The following is a 17,238-nucleotide window of genomic DNA, read 5'->3' as shown; positions in this document are numbered from 1 at the left end:
ACGAAGAAGCTCAGGCTTCGGCGAGCCGCTTGAGCGAGGCCAGCACGTCGTCGAAGTCGGCAGTGACCGCCGCGCCGATCTCCGCCGCATCCGGCCCCGTCACCACCGAGACGTAGCTGACCCGCGAACGCGTCGCAGCGAGCGGCTCGATGCGATGCGAGACCACCACGGTGACCTCGTCGACCACCGTCTGGTCAGTGAATACGCGAGGCTCCTGCACTTCGATCAGCGTGCTGGTGAAGGCATCCACGCCGGGCGGCTTCATGCTGAAGCTGGTGCCTTCCGCGAACGGGCCGTGCAGCTCGATCGACTCGATCCCGGCGTTCCAGTGCTTCCAGCCGGGCACGTCGGCGAACAGCTGCCAGATCCGTGCGGGCGCGGCTTCGATCTCGATGCTCGCTTCATGACGCCACATGCCGTGCTCCTTGCCTGGACGAGCCCGGATCATCGCATGGCGGATGCTGGACGGGCATCACGCGCCGTGGGCTTGGAGGCATCGCGGGGCGGTGGCATGCTCGTGCGGTTGGCATTCCCTGGAAGGAGATCCCCATGCAATACCGTCGTCTCGGCAACAGCGGCCTGCAGCTCTCGGCTTTGTCCTTCGGCGCCTGGGTCACGTTCGGCCAGCAGGTGGGGCGCTCGCTGGCGCGCGACATGCTGGCGATGGCGCACGACCATGGCGTGAATTTCTTCGACAACGCCGAGGTGTACAACCACGGCGTGGCGGAAACGCTGATGGGCGACGTGCTGGCGGACCTGCGTTTTCCGCGCGACAGCTATTGCGTGTCCAGCAAGGTGTTCTTCGGTGCGCGGGCGAATCCGGCGCCGACCCAGCGCGGCCTGTCGCGCAAGCACGTGCTCGAAGCCTGCCACCAGGCGCTGCAGCGGCTGCGCGTGGATCACCTGGACCTGTACTTCTGCCATCGCCCCGATCCGGATACGCCGGTGCTGGAAACCGTCGCCGCGATGGACACCCTGGTGCGCCAGGGCAAGGTGCTGTACTGGGGCACCAGCGAATGGCCGGCGGCGCTGATCGCCGAAGCGCACCGCGTGGCGCGCGAGAACCACATGTACGCGCCGACCATGGAGCAGCCCGAATACAACCTGCTGCATCGCGAGCGGGTGGAGCAGGAATACGCGCCGCTGTACCGCGACTTCGGCATGGGCACCACGATCTGGTCGCCGCTGGCCTCGGGCCTGCTCACCGGCAAGTACAACGACGGCGTGCCGAACGACGCGCGCCTGGCCCAGCCCGGCTACGAGTGGCTGCGCAAGGCGGTGTTGGAACAGGGCGGCGAACGCATCGCCAAGGTGCGGCGGCTGGCGCCGATCGCCACCGAGCTGGGGGTGACGCAGGCGCAGCTGGCGATCGGCTGGTGCCTGGTCAATCCACATGTGTCGACGGTGATGCTGGGCGCCAGCCGGCTGGACCAGCTCGAACACAACCTCGACGTGATGCGCCTGTTGCCGCGGCTGACGCCGGACGTGCTGGCACGGATCGAACAGGCGGTCGCCTGAGCGGGGCAGGGCGCGGCAGGGCGCGGCGTTCCGCCCTGCCGCGTTCACACTTCGACCGTTGACAGGTAAATGAGAACGATTATCATCAACTTCGCCTCTGACCAATGCGGAGTCTGCTCATGTCCACCACCGCCCTGCTGTCCACCCCCGCCGAACTGCTGTCGCGCCCGCTGGGCCTGCTGCGCCTGAAGTCCCAGGCCGTCACGCCGGAGCCCGGCACGCGCCGCATCGCCAGCCACGCCCTGCTGGCCGGCGAGCGCGAACTGGTGATCACCCACCAGGGCAGCGAGTACCACCTGCGCCTTACCCGCAACGACAAGCTGATCCTCACCAAGTAAGCCCGCACGGCCGGCGTCCTGCCGGTATCGGTCCATCTCTTCAGGCCTATCGCCAGCGCCGCGTTGCTCTCCCCGCAGCGCGCCAGCCGGGTCTCCTCTTTCCAGGAGCGCGCCATGTTCGGCTGGCTGGCCCACACCCTTGCCGCGGTCTGTCCGCATTCGTATGCACCGTCGTGCCAGCCGCGCTGGCTGCGCGTGGCCCCGGCTGCGCTCGCCGCGCGCCTGCCGCTGCTCGGCACCGTGCTGTATCTGCCGATGCGTGGCGACACCTCGCCGGACCACCCGGCGCGCGGCTGGCTGGCCGAAAGCGAAGACCTCGCCCCGCTGCTGCATACGCAATGGCTGCTCGCCTCCTGCGTGATCGGCGCGGACGGCCCGCGCGAATGGCTGGAATGCGTGGACGCCGCCGGCCGCCTGCGCGCCCGCCTGCACCTGCTGCCGGACACCGACTACCTGGCCTGGGACGTGCTGCTGTCCGCCGCCACGCCGGCGCAGGCGCCCGCGTTCCGCCGCGTGCAGCGGCCGTTCCGCGCGGCAGGCGCGCGCCTGCTGCATTTCACCCAGCGGCGGCTGGGCAATATGGATGTCCTCGGCGGCAGGGATGCCGCGCAGCTCTCCGCGCTCGGCCACGACATCGCGCAGGAAGTGCTGCGCGCCGAGGCGCTGTAGCGCGCCCGTCCGGAGCGTCCGGACACTTGTCCGCCTGTCCGTCGATCTGTCCGCGGACAACGCATTCCGCCCGGGCGCCATCGACAACTGACTGAAAAACAACCCGAATCGATTGGCATCGCGGTTGGCACAGCGCTTGCTGACATCGGTCCAGGGGCCACACATGTCCGTGGCCAGGGACCGATCATGATTCGCGATACCTCCGCTCAAGACCGCCTGGTCGAGGTCAAGCCCAGCCGCAAGCGCCGGGTCATCTTCATCGGAGCCGGCGTGGCCGTGGTGGCCTTGCTGGCTTTGGTGCTGCCGCAGGCCAGCCGCCTGTTCTCCGCCGACGCTTCAGTCAGCGGCTCGCGCCTTGCCTTCGGCACGGTCGACCGTGGCCTGTTCGTGCGCGACATCGCCGCCGAAGGCAAGGTGGTCGCCGCGGTCAGCCCGACCTTGTACGCCACCTCCGGCGGCGCGGTCACGCTGAAAGTGCACGCCGGCGACGTCGTAAAGCAGAACCAGGTGCTGGCCAGCATCGTCAGCCCCGAGCTGACCAACAAGCTGGCGCAGGAGCAGAGCGCGGCCGACGCGATGGAAGTCGACTTCCTGCGCTCGCAGATCGACGCCAAGAAGAAGCGCGGCGAGCTGCAGAAGGCCTACGACAACGCGCAGATCGACCAGACCAGCGCGCAACGCGACCTGCAGCGCTACCAGAAGGCGTTCACCCAGGGCGCCGTGCCCAGCATGAACGTGGACAAGGCCAAGGACGACGTCGAGAAGGCGCGCATCACCCTGGAACACGCCAAGGCCGATCTCGGCAATGACGGCGCCAGCCTCGACTTCGACATCAAGTCCAAGAAGCTCGCGCACGACCGCCAGGTGCTGCTGGTGAAAGACCTGCAGCGCCAGGTCGACGAACTCAACGTGAAGTCGCCGGTGGACGGCCAGATCGGCCAGCTGTTCATCGCCGAACGCGCCACCGTGGCCAAGGACGCGCAGCTGCTCAGCGTGATCGACCTGAGCCGGCTGGAAGTGGAAATGAAGGTGCCGGAAAGCTTCGCCCGCGATCTGGGCATCGGCATGGGCGGCGAGATCAGCGGCAACGGCAATACCTGGAAGGGCCTGGTCAGCGCCATCTCGCCCGAAGTGGTGAACGGCGAAGTGGCCGCCCGCCTGCGCTTCGACGGCGACACGCCCAAGCAGCTGCGCCAGAACCAGCGCTTGTCGGTGCGCATCCTGCTGGACCGCCGCGACAACGTGCTGGCCGTGCAGCGCGGCTCGTTCGTCGACGAATCCGGCGGCGCCTATGCCTACATCGTGCACGACGGCATCGCCGAGAAGCACCCGATCCGCGTCGGCGCCAGCAGCATCGACAAGGTGGAGATCCTGGACGGTCTGAAGGAAGGCGACCGCATCGTGATCTCCGGTACCGACAGCTTCAAGAATGCGGCGCGCGTCGCCATCAGCCGCTGATCCACACCACTACTGCTCCACTACCGAAGGACGAAACAACCATGCTCAAGATGACCCACCTGTCCAAGGTCTACCGCACTGAAGTGGTGGAGACCTACGCGCTGCGCGACTTCAATATCGACGTGAAGGAAGGCGAGTTCGTCGCGGTGACCGGCCCGTCCGGCTCCGGCAAGACCACCTTCCTCACCATCGCGGGCCTGCTGGAGACCTTCACCGGCGGTGAGTACCACCTGGATGGCGTGGAGGTCAGCAACCTCAACGACAACGCGCGCTCGAAGATCCGCAACGAGAAGATCGGCTTCATCTTCCAGGCCTTCAACCTGATCCCCGACCTCAACGTGTTCGACAACGTCGAAGTGCCGCTGCGCTATCGCGGCATGAAGGCGCCGGAACGCAAGCAGCGCATCATGGACGCGCTGGAGCGCGTCGGCCTGGCCTCGCGCGCCAAGCACTATCCGGCGGAACTCTCCGGCGGCCAGCAGCAGCGCGTGGCGATCGCCCGCGCCCTGGCCGGCTCGCCGCGCCTGCTGCTCGCCGACGAACCGACCGGCAACCTGGACACCCAGATGGCCCGCAGCGTGCTGGAACTGCTCGAGGAAATTCATCGCGAGGGCGCCACCATCGTGATGGTCACCCACGATCCGGAACTGGCCACGCGCGCGCAGCGCAACGTGCACGTCATCGACGGCCAGGTGGTCGACCTCGCCGAAGACCCGCGCTTCCACCAGCACCAGTCGCGCGCAGGCGCACCGGCTTAAAGCTTTTGAAGCCCCTCTCCCACCGGGAGAGGGGTTGGGGTGAGGGTACGGGCGGAGCGCGAGAGTGATGTGCACGACTCCGCCCGAACCCTCATCCGGCTGCCGCCACCTTCTCCCCGTGCACGAAATTTGTGAACGGGGAGAAGGATCGGAACTCGGAAACTGATTCACTCATCGGACGCCACGATGTTCGCCTATTACTTCCAGCTCGGCCTGCGCAGTCTCCGCAAGAATCCGTTGCTCACCGCCTTGATGGTGATGGCGATCGGCTTCGGCGTGGCGGCATCGATGACCACCTATTCGGTGTTCCGCGCCACGTCCAACAACCCCATCCCGCAGAAGTCCTCGCAGCTGTTCGTGCCGCAGATCGACAACTGGGGTCCGGAAGACGCGCAGCAGAACCAGGGCGAGCCGCCGCGTGCGATGAGCTACACCGACGCCATCGGACTGATGCGCGACCACAAGGCCGCGCGCCAGACCGCGCTGTATCCGGCCGGCCTGTCGATCGTGCCGGCCGACGCCAGCCAGCTGCCGTTCCGCGAAAACACCTACGGCGTGTACGCCGATGCGTTCCCGATGTTCGACATCCCGTTCAAGTACGGCCGCGGCTGGACCCAGGCCGACGACGAGGCCCATGCCCAGGTGGCGGTGATCGGCCAGCAGCTCAACGAGAAGCTGTTCCGTGGCGAGAACAGCGTGGGCCGCGAGATCAACCTCGACGGCCGCAGCTACCGCGTCGTCGGCGTGATGGAGCATTGGGACCCGCAGCCGCTGTTCTTCGACGCGGTGAACACCGGCGGCTTCGACGATCCGACCCAGCTGTTCGTGCCGTTCACCCGCATGATCGAGCTGAAGGTGGCCACCAACGGCAACAACAACTGCAACAAGGACCCCGGCACCGGCTGGGACAACTGGCTGCATTCCGAATGCATCTGGCTCGGCTTCATGGCCGAACTGCCGACCAAGGCGGAAGCCGACGCCTACCGCAGCTATCTCAACGGCTACGCCGCCGAGCAGCAGCGCGCCGGCCGCTTCAAGTGGGCGCCGAACACCCGTCTGCGCAACGTGGTGGAGTGGCTGGACTACCAGAAGGTGGTGCCGCCGGAAGCGAAGATCTCGCTGCTGGTCGCGCTGGGCTTCCTGGTGATCTGCCTGGTCAACACCATCGGCCTGCTGCTGGCGAAGTTCCTGCGCCGCTCCTCCGAGATCGGCGTGCGCCGCGCCCTGGGCGCCTCGCGCCGGGAAATCTACACGCAGTTCCTGATGGAGGCGGGCGCGGTCGGCCTGGCTGGCGGCCTGCTCGGCCTGCTGCTCACCGGCGTCGGCGTGTACGGCATCTCGCTGATCTTCGATCCGCAGGTAGCGCGCCTGGCCAAGCTCGATATCCCGCTGGTGCTGCTGACCTTGCTGGTGGCGATCCTGTCCACAGTGATCGCGGCGTTCTATCCGACCTGGCGTGCGGCGCAAGTACAGCCCGCCTGGCAGCTCAAGTCCAATTAACCGAGGCGACGAACATGCTGCAGATCAAGCCTATTCTCGCCGCCCTCAAGCGCCACAAGGCCGGCACCATCCTGATCGCGATGCAGATCGCGCTGACCCTGGCGATCGTGTGCAACGCGCTGTTCATCATCCAGCAGCGGGTGGACCGCCTGTCGCGGCCCACCGGCATGGACGAGAACAACGTGCTGGCGATCCAGAACCGCTGGGTCTCGGTGGACGGCAAGGACACCGCCCCGCTGATCAAGGCCGACGTGCAGGCGCTGCGCCAGATCCCGGGCGTGCAGGACGCCTTCGCCACCAACTCGTTCCCGCTGCGCGGCGGCGGCTGGTCGACCGGCGTCAACCTGGCGCCGAAGAACGAAGGCAAGCCAGCGGCGCAGACCACGCTGTACTTCGTCGACGATCATGCGCTGCCGGTCTACGGCGCCCAGTTGATCGCCGGCCGCAACTTCACCCCCGACGAAGTGATCAGCGCCGATCCCAAGGACATCAAGTCCACGCCGCAGATCATCGTGAGCAAGGCGCTGGCCGACAAGCTCTATCCGAAGGGCGATGCGCTGGGCAAGCAGGTCTATCTCAACGGCAAGGACGTCCCGCCCAGCACCATCATCGGCATCGTCGCGCGGCTGCAGGTGCCGTGGAACGGCACCTGGGCCGACAACTTCAACGACAACGCGATGATGTTGCCGGTGCAGCTGACCAGCAACTACACGATCTACCTGATCCGCGCCAAGCCGGGCCAGCTCGCCGATGTGGTCAAGAGCGCGCCGGCGACGCTGCTGAAGACCAACCGCATGCGCGTGATCTCCGGCGAGCGCGCCGTGCGCACCTACGAGCAGGTGCGCGGCGACGCCTACAAGAACGACCGCGGCATGGCGATCCTGATGGGGGTGATCTGCGTGATCCTGCTGGCCATCACCGCCGCCGGCATCGTCGGCCTGACCAGCTTCTGGGTCGGCCAGCGGCGCAAGCAGATCGGCGTGCGCCGCGCGCTGGGCGCGACCAAGCGCGACATCCTGGGCTACTTCCTCACCGAGAACCTGATGATCGGCGTGGCCGGCGTGGTGATCGGCATCGGCCTGGCGATCGGCATGAACCTGTGGATGGTCTCGCAGTTCGAGATGGCGCGCTTGTCCATCGCCTACGTGGTGGTCGGCGTGGTGGCGCTGCTCCTGCTCGGCCAGGCGGCCGTGCTGGCGCCGGCCATGCGCGCGGCGAAAGTGCCCCCGGTGGAGGCCACGCGCTCGGTCTGAGCGCGCGGTTCCCTGAAGCTTCCCCTGCAGAGAGAGTCATGAGCGGAATGTTTGCCCACAACCTGCGGCTCGGCGCACGCAGCATGCGCAAGAACCCGGTGCTCACCGCACTGATGGTGATGGCGATCGGCTTCGGCGTGGCGGCGTCGATGATCACCTACGCGGTGTTCCGCGCCGTGTCGGGCGACCCGATCCCGCAGAAGTCCTCGCGCCTGTTCGTGCCGCTGCTCGACAACCGCGGGCCGCAGTACAACAACGAGGGCGAGCCGCCGAACGCGCTCACCTACACCGACGCGGTGGCGCTGATGAAGGCCCACCGCGCCAAGCACCAGACCGTGCTGTACCAGGTCGGCCTGTCGGTGATGGCGCAGCAGGAGAACCACCTGCCGTTCAAGGCGATCGGCTACGCCACGCTGACCGACTTCTTCCCGATGTTCGACGTGCCGTTCCAGTACGGCGGCGCGTGGAGCACCGCCGACGACGATGCGCGTTCCGCGGTGGTGGTGATCGGCCGCAAGCTCAATCAGAAGCTGTTCGGCGGCGCCAACAGCGTCGGCCGCGAGCTCGTGCTGGACGACCAGGCCTACCGCATCGTCGGCGTCACCGACGATTGGGACCCGAAGCCGCGCTTCTTCGACATGTTCAGCGGCAATGCCTATGCCGATCCCTCGCAGGTCTACATCCCGTTCCACTACGCGGTGGAGCACGACATCGAAACCTACGGCAATAACAACTGCGGCAGCGACGGCAAGCGCGGCATTGGCCGCCAGGGCTGGCTGCGTGGCGAATGCGTGTGGATCAGCCCCTGGGTGGAGCTGGACAGCGCGGCCGACGTGGCGGCGTACCGCCAGTTCCTCACCTCCTATGCCGAGGACATGCGCCGCGCCGGCCGCTTCGACTGGGCGCCGAATGTCCGTCTGCGCGACGTCGTCGACTGGTTGGACTTCCAGCATGCGGTGCCGCCGGAAAGCCGCATCTCGCTGGTGATCGCGATCGGTTTCTTCGCCATCTGCCTGGTCAACACCATCGGCCTGCTGCTGGCCAAGTTCATGCGGCGCTCGTCCGAGATCGGCGTGCGCCGCGCGCTCGGCGCCTCGCGCGGCGACATCTACCGGCAGTTCCTGGCCGAGGCCGGCATGGTCGGCCTGGCCGGCGGCGCGCTGGGCGTGCTGCTCACCGGTGTCGGCATGTTCGGGGTGGGGCTGGTGTTCCAGCCGAAGATCGCGCGCCTGGCGCACCTGGATCTGTCGCTGGTGGCGCTGTCGCTGCTGGTGGCGGTATTCGCCACGGTGGTGGCGGCGTTCTATCCGACCTGGCGGGCGGCGCAAGTGCAGCCGGCCTGGCAGCTCAAGTCCAACTGACGGCGCGGAGGAGAGCCATGGAAATCAAACCTATCCTCACCGCACTGCGCCGCCACAAGGCGGGCACCGTGCTGATCGCGATGCAGATCGCGCTCACGTTGGCGATCGTGTGCAACGCACTGTTCATCATCCAGCAGCGCGTGTCGCACCTGTCCGAGCCGACCGGCATCGATGAAGCCGACATCTACGTGGTCAACAACGAATGGGCCGGCAAGGCCAGCATCGAGCAGATCGACGCCAACACCCGTGCCGACGTCGCCGCGCTGCGCCAGATTCCCGGCGTGCAGGACGTCACGCCCAGCAACTCGTATCCGCTGCGCGGCGGTGGCTGGGATGACGGGATACGCCTGCATCCCGAGCAGCGCTCGGATATCACCGGCTCGACCATCTATTTCGGCGACGACCGCTTCGTCGACACGCTCGGCCTGCGCCTGATCGCCGGCCGCAACTTCCGCAGCGACGAGATCGGCAGCATGGACGTGCGCGACCGCCTCGCCGCGCCGTCGGTGATGGTGACGCGCGCGCTGGCCGAGAAGCTGTTTCCCGACGGCCAGGCCGTGGGCAAGAGCATCTATGTCGCCGGCAACCAGACCACCATCGTCGGCGTGGTGGATCTGCTGCAGGCGCAGAGCGTGGCGCGTTGGGCCTCGAAGTTCGCCCACCGCGCGGTGATCCTGCCCAAGCGCCTGATCAGTGCCGGCGGTGGCTTCTACATCGTGCGCGCCAGGCCCGGCCAGCTCGACGCGGCGATGCGCGCCACGCCGGAAGCGCTGAACCGGGTCAACCCGCGCCGTGTGCTGGACGAGGAGAACGGCGTGCTGAGCTTCAGCGAAGTGCGTGCACGCGCCTACGAAGGCGACCGCGGCATGGCCGTGCTGATGGGCGTGATCTCGCTGGTGCTGCTGGCGATCACCGCCGCGGGCATCGTCGGCCTGACCAGCTTCTGGGTCGGCCAGCGCCGCCGCCAGATCGGCGTGCGGCGCGCGCTCGGCGCCACCCGGCAGGACATCCTGCAGTACTTCATGACCGAGAACCTGCTGATCAGCGTCGGCGGCGTGGGCGTGGGCGTGGTGCTGGCGATCGCCATGAACCTGTGGCTGGTCACCCGCTTCGAGATGAACCGGCTGTCGATGGACTACGTGCTGAGCGGCGTGCTGCTGCTGCTGTTGCTGGGACAAGGGGCGGTACTGGCGCCGGCGATCCGCGCGTCCAAGGTATCGCCGGTGGAGGCCACGCGCTCGGTGTGACCGCGCGCGGGTTCGCTTAAGGACGAAGAGGGGAGAGGGCATGTTCACGTATTACCTGGAGCTGGCGCTGCGCAGCCTCCGGCGCAACAAGGTGCTTACCGCGCTGATGGTGGTCGCCATCGCGCTGGGCATCGGCGCCTGCATGACCACGCTGACCGTGCTGCACGTGCTGTCGGGCGACCCGATTCCGGCCAAGAGCACGCGGCTGTTCTATCCGCAGCTCGATCCGCAGGACATGGACGGCTATCGCGAAGGCGAGGAGCCGCCGGAGCAGCTCACCTGGATCGACGGCATGAACCTGCTCAAGGCCAAGCGCGCCAAGCGCCAGGCCCTGATGACCGGCGGCGCCGTGCCGGTGCAGCCGGCGCAGGCCGACGTGGAACCGTTCTTCAGCGATTCGCGTTACACCACGGCGGATTTCTTTGCCATGTTCGACGCACCCTTCCTGTACGGCCAGGGCTGGAACGAGGCCGACGACGACAGCAAGGCGCGCGTGGCGGTGATCACGCGCAAGCTCAACGAGAAACTGTTCGGCGGCAAGGACAGCCGCGGCCAGGTGGTGCGCCTGAAGGACACGCCGTTCCGCGTGGTCGGCGTGCTCGACGACTGGCGCCCGAACCCGCATTTCTACGACCTCAACGTGGGCAACTACACCGAGTCGGAAGAAGTGTTCGTGCCGCTGTCCACCTCGCGCGATCTCACCTTGCCGCGCAACGGCAGCACTGACTGCTGGGGCCGCGGCGGCGGCAACGATGGCGACCACATGGAAAATGCCACCTGCGTGTGGATGCAGTTCTGGGTGGAACTGGCCAGTGCCTCCGATGCGCCGGCGTACAAGGCCTTCCTGGAGAACTACTCGCGCGAGCAGAAGACCCTGGGCCGCTTCCAGCGCCCGGTGAACGTGCGCCTGCGCAACGTCATGGAATGGCTGGACCAGGAGAAAGTGGTGCCCAGCGACGTGCGCCTGCAGAGCTGGCTGGCGATCGGCTTCCTGGTCGTGTGCCTGGTCAACACGGTCGGCCTGATGCTGGCCAAGTTCCTGCGCCGCGCCGGCGAGCTGGGCGTGCGCCGCGCGCTGGGCGCGTCCAAGCGCGAGATCTTCAAGCAGCTGCTGATCGAAGCCGGCGTCGTCGGCCTGGCCGGCGGCGTGTGCGGACTGGTGCTGGCCTTCCTCGGCCTGTGGCTGGTGCGCCAGCAGCCGGCCGACTACGCCTCGCTGGCCCGGCTGGACCTGGCCATGCTCGGCGCCACCTTCGCGCTCGCGGTCGGCTCCAGCGTCGCGGCGGGCCTGCTGCCCGCACTGCGCGCCTGCCAGGTCGCGCCTGCCCTGCAACTGAAGAGTCAGTAAGGAGACGCCATGGCCATCCGACCCATTCTGTCGACCCTGCGCCGGCACAAGACCACCGCCTTGCTGGTGGTGCTGGAGATCGCGCTGACCTGCGCCATCGTGTGCAACGCGGTATTCCTGGTGACCCAGCGCATCGAGCGCATCAACATGCCCAGCGGCGTGGCGGAGCACGAGTTGATCCAGGTCGCCCTGGCCGACATCGGCGCCAAGCCCGACGAGCACGCCCGCACGCTGACGGACCTCGCCGCACTGCGCGCCATCCCCGGCGTGACTCATGTGTCCTCGGTCAACCAGATACCGTTCGGCCGCTCGTCCAGCAACAACGGCATCAAGCTCGATCCCAAGCAGAACAAGACCACGCTCAACGCCACCAATTACTTCGGCGAGGACATCGCCCAGACCATGGGCGTGCAGCTGATCGCCGGCCGCCTGCTGCAGCCGGCCGACTACGTCACCGTCAAGGAAGCCTCCAAGGCGTTCAAGGAAGGCAAGTTCGAAGGCCTGCCGCACGTGACGGTGATCACCGAGGCGATGGCGCAGCGCCTGTATCCGGGCGAGTCGGCGCTGGGCAAGACGCTGTGGATCGGTTCGCAGGTGCCGCTGCAGGTGGTCGGCGTGGTGAAGTACCTGGTGCGCCCGTCGATCTGGAACGATGCCGAAGCGCAGTACAGCATGATGATGCCGATGCAGGTGGAGAGTAACCAATACCTGATCCGCACCGCACCGGAGCAGCGTACGCGCGTGCTGGCCGCCGCGCTGGAAGCGCTGAAGAAGAACAATCCGCATCGCATCTTCTGGCAGAAGCGCACCTGGGACGAGGCGCGCCGCAGCTTCTTCGACAGCGACCGCGCCATGACCGGGCTGCTGATCGGCGTGTGCGTGGCGCTGCTGGTGGTCACCGCGCTGGGCATCGTCGGCCTGGGCAGCTTCTGGGTGGCGCAGCGCCGGCGCCAGATCGGCGTGCGCCGCGCACTCGGCGCCACGCGCGGGCACATCCTGCGCTACTTCCAGACCGAGAACTTCCTGCTCGCCACGATCGGCATCGTGCTGGGCATGGTGCTGGCCTATGGCATCAATCTGTTCCTGATGGTGCATTACGAATTGCCGCGGCTGCCGGCGATCTATTTCCCGGTCGGCGCGCTGGCGCTGTGGCTGATCGGACAGGCCGCGGTGCTGGGCCCGGCGCTGCGCGCGGCGGCGGTGCCGCCGGTGGTGGCGACGCGGTCGGTCTGAGCTTTTCCAGGAGAAACGGATGTTCGCTTACTACCTCGATCTTGCCCTGCGCAGCCTCAAGCGCAACAAGGTGCTGACTGCGCTGATGGTGCTGGCGATCGCCGTCGGCATCGGCGCCAGCATGACCACGCTGACGGTGATGCAACTGCTCTCCGGCGATCCGCTGCCGGGACGCAGCGACAAGCTGTTCTACGCGCAGGTCGACGACAACCCGCTGCCGGAAAAGCACAACGAGCCGATGGACGTGATGACCTACCAGTCGGCGATGGACCTGTGGAGCGCCCACCAGGCCGACCGGCAGGCGATCATCGTGGACAGCCCGGTGAAACTGCGCGCGCCCGACACCACCCTGCCGCCGCTGATGCTGCCGATGCTGTCGACCACCGCGGATTTCTTCGCCATGTTCGACGTACCGTTCCGCTACGGCGGCCCCTGGCGCGCGGAAGACGACGCGGCGCGTGCGCGGGTGGCGATCATCTCCGCCGACCTCAACGACAAGCTGTTCGGCGGCGCCAACAGCGTCGGGCGCACGCTGCGCCTGCGCGACACCGATGTGCGCATCGTCGGCGTGCTGGCGCCGTGGCGGCCGTCACCGCGCTTCTACAACATCGCCGGCGGGCGCTTCTCCGGCGGCAAGACGGCGGACTACTACGGCAAGCCGCAGGACCTGCTCACCCCGTTCAGCAGCGCGTTGGAGATCAACGACGGCAACTTCTACCAGTACAGCTGCTGGAAGCTGCCGCCGTCGCCGGGGCACCTGCAGAACGCGCCCTGCGTGTGGCTGGCGCTGTGGGTGCAGTTGGACAGCCCCGCCAAGGCCGCGGCGTACAAGCGCTTTCTCGACGGCTATGCGGCGCAGCAGAAGACGCTGGGACGCGTCGCCCGCCCTGAGAACACGCGGCTGCGCAATCTGGTCCAGTGGCTGGATTACCAGGGCGTGGTGCCCAGCGACGTGCGCCTGCAGGCGTGGCTGGCGTTCGGCTTCCTGGCGATCTGCCTGTTCAACACCATCGGCCTGCTGCTGGCCAAGTTCCTGCGCCGCGGCGGCGAGATCGGCGTGCGCCGCGCGCTGGGCGCCAGCCGCGGCGCGATCTTCTGCCAGTGCCTGGTCGAGGCCGGGATGATCGGCCTGATCGGCGGTCTCGGCGGCCTGCTGCTGACCTTGCTGGGCCTGAGCCTGGTGCGGCGGCAGCCGGTGGCGTTCGCCGACATGGTGCATCTGGACGCGCGCATGTTCGCGCTGACCTTCGTGCTGGCGATCGCCACCAGCCTGCTGGCCGGCTTCGTGCCGGCGCTGCGGGCGAGCCGGGTGACGCCTGGCCTCCAATTGAAGACGCTCTGAGGTGCGCATGGAGATCCAACCCATCCTGGCCGCGCTGCGCAAGCACCGTCTCGCGGCGCTGTTGATCGCGCTGGAGATCGCACTGGCCTGCGCGGTGCTGTGCAACGCCTGCTTCCTGATCGCCAACCGGATGGACGCGATGCGGGTGAACAGCGGCGTCGACGAAGCTTCGCTGGCCACTCTGCAGATGAGCGGCTACGACGAAAAACAGGCCAACGACGTCAATGCGCGCATGCTCGCCGGCCTGCGCACCATTCCCGGCGTGCAGTCGGCCAGCCTGCTCAACTCGATTCCGTTCGGCGAGCAGCGCGGCCGGGTGGGCATCACCACCGATCCGGAAGGCAAGCAGTTCAGCGGCGTGATCGAGCTGTACCTGGGCGGTCCGGGCAGCGCCGAGGCGATGGGCATGAAGCTGGTGGCGGGGCGTGCCCTGCAGGCGGACGACTACCAGCCGTTCACCGGCGTATTTCCCAGCTCCGCGCCGGTGCTGATGGCGCGCGAACTGGCCGAACACCTGTGGCCGGGCGCCGATCCGCTGGGCAAGAGCTTCTGGGTGGACAAGTGGTCATACCGGGTGGTGGGCATCGTCGATCACCTGGTGACGCCGGCGCCGAGCTGGGCCGGCCGCGGCGCGCCGGGCTGGGCAGCCTTCGTGCCGGCGCAGCCAGGGCCGAATCTGTCCGGCAGCTACCTGATCAAGGCCGCGCCCGCGGACATCGGCCGCGTGCTGCGCGATGCGCGCGCGCTGGTGGCCAAGCTCGCGCCGGACGCGGTGCTCGACCAGGAAGGCTCGCAGACCATCAGCGACCTGCGCGGCCAATTCTTCCAGCAGGACCGCATCATGGCCTTCATGCTGGTCGGTGTGATCGTCGCCCTGTTGCTGGTCACCGCGCTGGGCATCGTTGGCCTGGCCAGTTTCTGGGTGCAGCAGCGGCGCAAGCAGATCGGTATCCGCCGCGCGATCGGCGCGACGCGCGGCGACATCCTGCGCTACTTCCAGACCGAGAACTTCCTGATCGTCAGCGGCGGCATCGCGCTGGGCATGGTGATGGCCTTCGCGCTCAACCTCGCGCTGATGAAGTTCTACGAACTGCCGCACCTGCCGCTGCGGTACCTGCCGGTCGGCGCGCTGGTGCTGTGGCTGCTGGGCCAGCTTGCGGTGCTGGGCCCGGCCCTGCGCGCGGCGGCGGTGCCGCCGGTGGTGGCGACGCGCACGGTCTGAGGCGGGAAAGAGAAGAGCCTGCGCAAGGCAGGCTCTTCGGGGCGATTACTTGCCGGTGCGCGGCTCGACCGCGTCGGTGGTGTAGGAATAGGTGAGACCTTCGAAGCAATCCTCGGCCTGGCTCAGGAACTTGCCGAATTCATCGCTAACCAGCTCGGCATGGGCGATCCATGCGACCTTCTCGACCGAGCGAAGCTGATAGACCGTCACCCCGTTCGGTTCCTGGCGAGCCTCGGCGTCATAGTCGAACCAGCGTGACTGCACATGGCAGTTCTTCATGGGCCGGCTGAGCTTGGCGCCGCTGATCTTCATCGACATCTGTCGGGTCATGGGAACACCGAGGTTAAGGTCGCCGACTCCACCTGTTCGGCGATAATTTTTCAGCGCCTCCAGGTTGAACTTGAAGTAGTCGCCCAGGCTGCCTGCGTATTTGCCCTCGTGCTTGGCGGGCGCAGGTTGTCCGGGGGAATGGACCTTCACAAGGTACGGCGGCTTGATCCGATCCGTGGCGGGCCGGGTTACGCTGCATTCTTTGTCGTCTGCGCAGAGGGCGTTATTGGTCGCATTCACGCCTTCGTCGTGCTCAAGCTGCAACAGCGACAGCAGCCTCGCACCATTAAGCAAGGTGCTGGAGTCGGTGTCCGATGTTCCATCGGGATGGAATCGCGTGTCCTGGGTCGTGTCCTCCGCCAGCGCAGCTTCCGCCGAGGGAATGCTGTCCAATCGTGGCCTGCCGTCCTTGCCGACCACAATGGCCCAGCGATCCTGCAGATCCTGCGGCGTGTATCCAGGCAGCAGGACCGGATTCGTGGCATCGATCCACCAGGTATTGCCGTCGACGGTCGCGCGCACGATCGCGTGATTGGGGGCGCCCAGACCCGGTATCAGCAGGGTCGGCGCATAGTCGCCCCGCACGACAAAGGCGGGTTCCGCGTCGATGCCCAGGCCGCGGATCATTGCCGTCAGCAAGGTGGTGAGATCCTTGCAGTCGCCATAGCCGTTCTTTTCGATCCGGGCAAGATCCAGGGGTATGCGGCCGCGGCTATCCAGGCGGTAATCGGCCAGGTAGCGATAGTGCGTGGCGAGAAACTTGATCAAGGATTGGATCTGTTCTTTTTGCGGCTGCTGCTTGAGCCGCTCGACTTCCTTGGCTGCCTGCGGCGGCAAGGGCGTGGACAGGATCTTGTTGTAGATGCCGACCAGCTTGCCGTAGTGCTCGTCGAGCTTGTCACTGAAGGCCAGCTCGATGCGCGGAAGTTTGCGCACGGTGAAGTCGTCTTCGTTCACGGTGGCTAGATAGTATGGCTTGGCCAGGTCGACGGTGATCTTCTTTCCGCCATCCGAAGGCTTCACGTCAAACACGTCCGGCTCTTCGCTACGCCAGATGATGGGTTTGTCCGCGATGTACTCGATGTGGTAGCCGTCAACGCGCAGAGGTAAAGGCATGAGACGCAAGAGCTGATGGAAAGCGGAGACGTCCTTCGTTGCTTTGCTGTGCTCCTTCGTGCGGTATTCGATGGAGCCGCCCACTTCCAGGCCCTGGAACAGCAGGATCGTGTTCGTGCTGTTGTCGATGCCCTGATCGGGGCCCGTACCGGACTTCTTGACGATCTGGCTGTCCGGCAAGAGGGTCCGCGTGCCATCGCGTTTGATGACATAGGCTTCGATGCCGGAAACCGTCTGGTTGTCCGACGCGGACAGGCTGACCTGGGAGAGTGAGTCCCTGCCCGCCGCGGTCAGGATGTCGTAATGCCGTGTGTTGGTGCAGTCTTCGCTCAGGTCGGCATGGACCCGGCACGACGATGTGTATTTCATCGCAGCCAGCGCCTGGCCCACGGGCTGCAGCGACGCAAAGCAGGGCGAGGCCGCCAGCAGCGTCAGCATGCACGCCGTTCGCCTGCTCATGGAAAGGGATTTATTGCTGATCATCAGGGTAGATCCTTGGGTTCTGTCGTCTGTGCAAGGCCGTGCATAGGGGCTGGGGACGGCCG

15 protein-coding genes are annotated in these 17,238 nt (G+C 66.8%); 13 read left to right on the top strand and 2 right to left on the bottom strand.

The window, feature by feature from the left end; all coding sequences use genetic code 11:
- Positions 1-10: 10 nt before the first annotated feature.
- Positions 11-415, bottom strand: a complete 405-nt coding sequence (locus tag AB4083_RS15815; RefSeq protein WP_441609041.1) for an SRPBCC family protein — start codon at positions 413-415, stop codon at positions 11-13.
- Between the two features lie 134 nt (positions 416-549).
- Here AB4083_RS15815 and AB4083_RS15810 point away from each other — a divergent pair, with 134 nt between their 5' ends.
- The 13 genes from AB4083_RS15810 (at position 550) to AB4083_RS15750 (ending at position 15,247) form a co-directional block, all read left to right on the top strand.
- The gene (locus AB4083_RS15810; protein WP_441609040.1) at positions 550-1,518 is read left to right on the top strand and encodes a potassium channel beta subunit family protein; all 969 of its coding nucleotides are present in this window, start codon (positions 550-552) and stop codon (positions 1,516-1,518) included.
- Positions 1,519-1,637: 119 nt separating this feature from the next.
- A complete protein-coding gene (gene hemP, locus AB4083_RS15805; protein ID WP_441609039.1) occupies positions 1,638-1,856 on the top strand; it encodes a hemin uptake protein HemP in 219 nt (72 codons plus the stop codon).
- Between the two features lie 114 nt (positions 1,857-1,970).
- Positions 1,971-2,525, top strand: coding sequence for a hypothetical protein (locus AB4083_RS15800; RefSeq protein ID WP_441609038.1), 555 nt, complete (start codon positions 1,971-1,973; stop codon positions 2,523-2,525).
- A 186-nt stretch (positions 2,526-2,711) separates the two neighbouring features.
- Positions 2,712-3,983, top strand: a complete 1,272-nt coding sequence (locus AB4083_RS15795) for an efflux RND transporter periplasmic adaptor subunit (protein ID WP_441609037.1) — start codon at positions 2,712-2,714, stop codon at positions 3,981-3,983.
- A 41-nt stretch (positions 3,984-4,024) separates the two neighbouring features.
- Positions 4,025-4,741: an ABC transporter ATP-binding protein gene (locus AB4083_RS15790; RefSeq protein ID WP_441609036.1), complete on the top strand. Its 717-nt coding sequence runs from the start codon at positions 4,025-4,027 to the stop codon at positions 4,739-4,741.
- A 186-nt stretch (positions 4,742-4,927) separates the two neighbouring features.
- Complete coding sequence (locus AB4083_RS15785) at positions 4,928-6,241, top strand: ABC transporter permease (RefSeq protein ID WP_441609035.1); 1,314 nt, start codon at positions 4,928-4,930, stop codon at positions 6,239-6,241.
- A 14-nt stretch (positions 6,242-6,255) separates the two neighbouring features.
- On the top strand, positions 6,256-7,494 hold the full coding sequence (locus AB4083_RS15780) for an ABC transporter permease (protein ID WP_441609034.1): 1,239 nt from the start codon (positions 6,256-6,258) through the stop codon (positions 7,492-7,494).
- 47 nt (positions 7,495-7,541) lie between these two features.
- Positions 7,542-8,855, top strand: coding sequence for an ABC transporter permease (locus AB4083_RS15775; protein ID WP_441609100.1), 1,314 nt, complete (start codon positions 7,542-7,544; stop codon positions 8,853-8,855).
- Positions 8,856-8,872: 17 nt separating this feature from the next.
- A complete protein-coding gene (locus tag AB4083_RS15770) occupies positions 8,873-10,102 on the top strand; it encodes an ABC transporter permease (RefSeq protein ID WP_441609033.1) in 1,230 nt (409 codons plus the stop codon).
- 40 nt (positions 10,103-10,142) lie between these two features.
- Complete coding sequence (locus AB4083_RS15765; protein WP_441609032.1) at positions 10,143-11,450, top strand: ABC transporter permease; 1,308 nt, start codon at positions 10,143-10,145, stop codon at positions 11,448-11,450.
- A 9-nt stretch (positions 11,451-11,459) separates the two neighbouring features.
- Entirely contained in the window at positions 11,460-12,683 is a 1,224-nt protein-coding gene (locus AB4083_RS15760) for an ABC transporter permease (RefSeq protein ID WP_441609031.1), read from the top strand.
- A 19-nt stretch (positions 12,684-12,702) separates the two neighbouring features.
- Positions 12,703-14,025: an ABC transporter permease gene (locus AB4083_RS15755; RefSeq protein WP_441609030.1), complete on the top strand. Its 1,323-nt coding sequence runs from the start codon at positions 12,703-12,705 to the stop codon at positions 14,023-14,025.
- Positions 14,026-14,032: 7 nt separating this feature from the next.
- Entirely contained in the window at positions 14,033-15,247 is a 1,215-nt protein-coding gene (locus AB4083_RS15750; protein ID WP_441609029.1) for an ABC transporter permease, read from the top strand.
- Between the two features lie 45 nt (positions 15,248-15,292).
- On the opposite strand, the gene AB4083_RS15745 is transcribed toward AB4083_RS15750, so the two are convergent.
- Positions 15,293-17,176 (bottom strand): transglutaminase domain-containing protein, encoded by a 1,884-nt coding sequence (locus tag AB4083_RS15745; RefSeq protein WP_441609028.1) that lies wholly within the window; start codon positions 17,174-17,176, stop codon positions 15,293-15,295.
- Positions 17,177-17,238: the final 62 nt, after the last annotated feature.

This window comes from Dyella sp. 2RAB6 (assembly GCF_052115385.1).
Taxonomy (GTDB): domain Bacteria; phylum Pseudomonadota; class Gammaproteobacteria; order Xanthomonadales; family Rhodanobacteraceae; genus Dyella_D.
Note: the sequence above shows the minus strand (reverse complement) of the source record. Positions and strands in the feature narration are given on the sequence as shown.